The organism is Actinomadura logoneensis, assembly GCF_003428695.1.
Lineage (GTDB): Bacteria > Actinomycetota > Actinomycetes > Streptosporangiales > Streptosporangiaceae > Spirillospora > Spirillospora logoneensis.
Map to the genome: position 1 here is coordinate 1 of NZ_QURH01000206.1, position 4,701 is coordinate 4,701.

Sequence of the window (4,701 nt, forward strand, 5' to 3'; positions counted from 1 at the left end):
GCGGGCTCGGCCGGGGCGGGCGCGGCGTCCGCGTCGGCGTCCTCGTGCGCGGCGGCGAGCAGCGCCGCCTCCTGGTCCAGCAGCCGCCGCTCGGCGGCCAGGTCGCGGGACGGGCCGAGCGGGATGACCACCTCGGCGTCGTCGGTGTCGTCGTCGCTGTCGGCGCCGGGCGGACGGGCGGTCCCCTCCAGCGCGGGGTCGAGCAGGTCGGAGACCTCGCCGTGCACCAGCCGCACCGGCACGCCGAGCCGCCGCGCGGTCACGAACAGGGCCAGCGGCTCCAGGCCGAGCTTCGGCAGCGGCCCGATCGCGGCCGTGCCGAACCTGTGCTGGACGACCAGCACCCCGTCGCCGGTGGTGATCCCCAGCCCTTCGACGCGGTCGCGTTCGTAGCGGGTGAGGACGGCGCCGTCCGGGCCGATCCGCTCCAGCCCGCGCTCCGACAGCCGCCAGTGGGACGGCCCGCGGTGCCGCGCCGCCCACGGCAGGACGGCCACCGCCGCCCCGGCCGCCCAGGGCCCGGCGGCCATGGCGAGGACCAGCGCCGCCCATAGCCAGCCGGGACGCACCGGCGCCAGCGCCGCCGCCACCGCCAGCAGGACGAACGGCCCCGGCGCGACCGGGCGAAACCGGCCGCCGAACCCGTGCAGGCCGACCAGCTCATGTTCCACAGTCCGCATCCTCTCGCGGGAACCGCCGGGCACGTAGTCTCCTTTTGCCATCCGGTGGCCGTTCTGCCGCTCGGCAGGGTTTTTGCGGCGTCTCAGCTCCGCCGCCGGACCAGGCCGTAACCGACGAGCCCCGCGATCCCGAGGACCAGGAGGAGCGCGACCCGTCTGCCGCCGGTGTGTCTCAGGTGCCCCTCGTCGTGATCGTCCTTCCCCGCCGGGGGCGAGGTCAGACCGCGCGGGTCGGGCGGCGGGGCGGTGCCGCCGACGGCGTCCGCGCCCGTCAGGGGGACCTGGAGGACCGGCTGGGCGCGACCCTCGGAGCCGACCAGCAGGGACGAGCCGTCCGGCGTGTAGGTGACCGACTCGCCCTGCTCCTGCGAGGGCAGCGGGATCGAGTGGGAGTCGCCGGGGGTGCCGTCCGGCTTCATCCGGTAGACGCGCGCCCCGAAGTACGTGCGGATGACGAAGCCGTTCCCGTCCGGGGCGAACGCGCCGTCGGTGGCGATGGGCGGGGCGCCGCCGATCCGGCGCAGCGTGTTGTAGCCGCTGGTGGAGAGCTTGGCGGGCGCCTCGTAGAGCGCGCCGGACATCAGCTTGCTCGCGATGTAGAGCCGGTTCGTGCGCGGGTCGATCATCATCGTCTCGGCGTTGCGCGGCCCGTCGGAGTACCGGAACCGGAACGCGGTCGCCTCGACGGTCCGGTCGCGCAGGACGGTGGGCTCGGTGATCCGGTAGATGGTCACGAACGGCCAGGCCCCGCCCAGGTTGTCGCCGATGTCCGCGACGAAGATCGCCGGGCGGCCGTGGTCGTCCCGGCCCATCGCGATGGCCTCCCAGTCGCGGTTGCGGGCGCCCGCGAGGGTCAGCACGGCCCGCACGCCCCCGTCCGGGCCGATCGCGAAGATCTGCGCGGTGCCGCCCGAGTCGTTGTGCGTGTAGACGACGCCGGGGTGCGCGGTGCTGGCCGCCAGCCCGCTGGACTCGGTGATCCGCTCATCGACGATCTTGAACGCGACGCGCGGCCGTGCTGTTCCCGGCGTCCCGGACGGATTCGACGGACCGGACGGATTCGACGTTCCGGAGGGACCGGGGGCGCCGGAGGACCCGGGCGCGGACGGGACGGCAGGCACGGACGAGGCGGCCGTAAACGGTCGGGACAGGGCGGCGGTGGCCGGAATCGGCCAGAGCGCGCAGGCGGCGACGGCGAGCGCCGGCACCGACGCGGTGACCCGGTTCAACGCAGCACGGAGCCGACGACCACGGCGAGCACGAGCGCGGTCAGCACGGTCGGGAGCAGCCATCGGGGCGCGCGGTTCACGCTCCGAGCTTATTCGGCCCCGGACCGGGCTCGAACCGGCCGGTGATGAGATACGTCTCATCGAGCATGTGCGGATTGTTCGGGCTGCTGCGCGCGCCCGCCGCGTCCCACCCGGAACGGGCTTCGGACGTCGTGGTCACCCTGGGGACGCTCGCCGAGGAGCGCGGGACCGACTCGGCGGGGCTGGCCCTGCTGACCGGCCGCCCCGCGGGACGGGACGCCGGACCCCTGTCCGGCGTCGCCGGCGAGCGCGCCAGCGACCTCCTCCACGACGGCTGCCGGGTGGTGAAGGGCCGCGGCGCGTTCTCCGGTGTCTGGCGGCACGACCTGCTGCCCGAGCTGGACGCCGCGCCCGTCGTCCTCGGCCACACCCGCTGGGCCACCCAGGGCACCCCGCACGCGCTCGCCAACGCCAGCCCGCTCGTCGTCGGCGGGGCCGCGGCGGCCGGGCCGCACGCCTCCCGCGCGGCCGGGATCGTCGCCACGCACAACGGCGACATCGAGGCCGGAGCGCTGCGCGCCCGGTTCGCGCCGCCCACCGCTTCCGGCGGCACCGACTCCGAACCGCTCTTCCAGGTGCTCGCGGGCCACACGTCCGTGCCGGACATCGTCGCCGTGCTCACCGCGCTGGTCGGCAGGGCCGCGCTGGCCTGGGTCGACCGGGCCCGCCCCGGCACCGTCCACCTGGCCCGGGCCGCCCTCAGCCCGCTCTCGGTCGCCCTGGACGTCGAGGGCAACCTGTACTGGGCGTCCAACCCCAAGTGGTTCCGGCTGGCCGAGCGGCACACCAGCGTCCGCTTCGCGTCGATCGTCATGCTCCGCGAGGGCACCTACCTGCGGCTCGGGCCGCCGCGTCCGGGCGCGGCCCCGGAGGTCCTCGGCGGAGCGGGCTTCGTCCCCACGGGACGCGCCTTCGACCTCGACGGACGCGTCTGGACCGGCTTCACCCCGTCCGACGAGGCCCGCGACCGCGCCGTCCTCCGGCACCGCGTCGCGCCCCTCAGGCCGTCCGGCGACCGGTCCGCGACCCCGCCCGCGACCGTGGCCTGACCCGCGCGGGCACGGGAAGGCGGACACGGGAGGCGGACACGGGAAAGGGGCGGGAGGCCCGTCGGCGCCCCGCCCCTTCCGCCGGTCGGCTCAGAGGTGCTCGACCACGTACTCCACGCACTGGGTGAGGGCCTCGACGTCGTCCGGGTCGATCGCCGGGAACATGCCGATGCGCAGCTGGTTGCGGCCCAGCTTGCGGTAGGGCTCGGTGTCCACGATGCCGTTGGCCCGCAGGACCTTGGCGACGGCCGCCGCGTCCACGTCGTCGCTGAAGTCGATCGTGCCGACGACCTGCGAGCGCTGCGCCGGGTCGGCGACGAACGGCGAGGTGTAGGACGTCTTCTCGGCCCAGGTGTAGAGGCGCTGGGCCGAGTCGGCGGTGCGGGCGGTGGTCCAGGCGAGGCCGCCGTTGCCGTTCATCCACTCGATCTGCTCGGCGAGCAGCAGCAGGGTGGCGACGGCCGGGGTGTTGTAGGTCTGGTCCTTGGCGGAGTTGTCCACGACCGTCTTCAGGTTGAAGAACTCCGGGATGTACCGGTCGGACGCGGCGATCTCGTCGATCCGGGCCAGTGCGGCCGGGGAGGCGAGGCCGATCCACAGGCCGCCGTCGGCCGCGAAGCACTTCTGCGGCGCGAAGTAGTAGACGTCGGTCTCGCTGACGTCCACGGGCAGGCCGCCCGCGCCGGACGTGGCGTCCACGAGCACGAGCGCCTCGTCGGCCGAGGTGCCCGCCGGGCGCGCGATCGGCATCGCGACGCCGGTGGAGGTCTCGTTGTGGGTGAGGGCGTAGACGTCGATCCCGTCCTCGGCGCGCGCGGCGGGGTGCGAGCCCGGGTCGGCGGAGATCACCGACGGGTCGTCCAGCCACGGCGCGCCCTTGGTGACCTTCGCGAACTTGCTGGAGAACTCGCCGAACGCCAGGTGCTGCGACCGGCGGCGGACGAGCCCGAACGCCGCGGCGTCCCAGAAGCAGGTGGTGCCGCCGTTGCTGAGCAGCACCTCGTAGCCGTCCGGCAGGGAGAACAGCTCGGCCAGCCCCGCGCGGACGCGGCCGACCAGCGACTTCACCGGCTTCTGCCGGTGCGAGGTGCCCAGGTAGGTGTCGCCGGACGAGGCGAGGGCGGCGAGCTGCTCGGGACGGACCTTGGACGGCCCGCATCCGAACCGGCCGTCGGCGGGCTTGAGATCGGCGGGAATGACAAGGGAAGGATTCGCGCTCTCGGTCACGCTCGAAGGTTACCGACCGGCCCCGCAAGATCGCCGGTCGGACCACATGCCGAGACGCTTCTCACCTGTGGTGGCGCCGTCTCGCCTCTGCCGTCGTCTCACTGTGGCGCCGTCGGTGACCGTCGTCCGGCCGGCGGCGTCCGCCGCGGGCGCGCGGGCGGGCGGCCTCAGCGGGTCCGGCGGTGGCGCCAGAGGGCGAAGCCGACGAGCAGCAGGACGCCGGCGACGCACAGGCAGGCGTTGACGGCGGGCGGGTACACCCAGTCGTCGCCTCGCCGCCGCGCCTCGTGCGCCGTCCGCGCCGAGTCGTAGCCGAGGAACGCCAGCAGGAGCGCCAGCACCCAGAACGCGACGCGCCCCGCGGCGGCGTTGGCGCGGCGGCGGCGCTCCTCGCGCTCGGCCTCCAGCCGCCGCAGCTCCGCCGCGACCGCGCCG

Annotated in this window: 4 protein-coding genes and 1 pseudogene; 1 reads left to right on the plus strand and 4 read right to left on the minus strand. The window is 75.1% G+C overall.

Going from position 1 to position 4,701, the window contains the following annotated elements:
• Positions 1–671 (minus strand): annotated as a pseudogene (locus DZF91_RS11450) (hypothetical protein); the annotation flags it as partial.
• A 92-nt stretch (positions 672–763) separates the two neighbouring features.
• Positions 764–1,909, minus strand: a complete 1,146-nt coding sequence (locus DZF91_RS11455; RefSeq protein ID WP_117357457.1) for a hypothetical protein — start codon at positions 1,907–1,909, stop codon at positions 764–766.
• Positions 1,910–2,055: 146 nt separating this feature from the next.
• On the opposite strand from DZF91_RS11455, the gene DZF91_RS11460 reads away from it, so the two are divergent.
• The gene (locus tag DZF91_RS11460) at positions 2,056–3,039 is read left to right on the plus strand and encodes a class II glutamine amidotransferase (RefSeq protein ID WP_158587917.1); all 984 of its coding nucleotides are present in this window, start codon (positions 2,056–2,058) and stop codon (positions 3,037–3,039) included.
• A 90-nt stretch (positions 3,040–3,129) separates the two neighbouring features.
• Here the strand turns inward: DZF91_RS11460 and serC are convergent, their stop codons facing one another.
• Both serC and DZF91_RS39690 read right to left on the minus strand, forming a co-directional pair.
• Entirely contained in the window at positions 3,130–4,266 is a 1,137-nt protein-coding gene (serC, locus tag DZF91_RS11465) for a phosphoserine transaminase (RefSeq protein WP_117357459.1), read from the minus strand.
• A gap of 167 nt (positions 4,267–4,433) precedes the next feature.
• Positions 4,434–4,701 (minus strand): hypothetical protein (locus tag DZF91_RS39690; protein ID WP_158587918.1); only part of this gene is annotated, 268 nt, incomplete at its 5' end.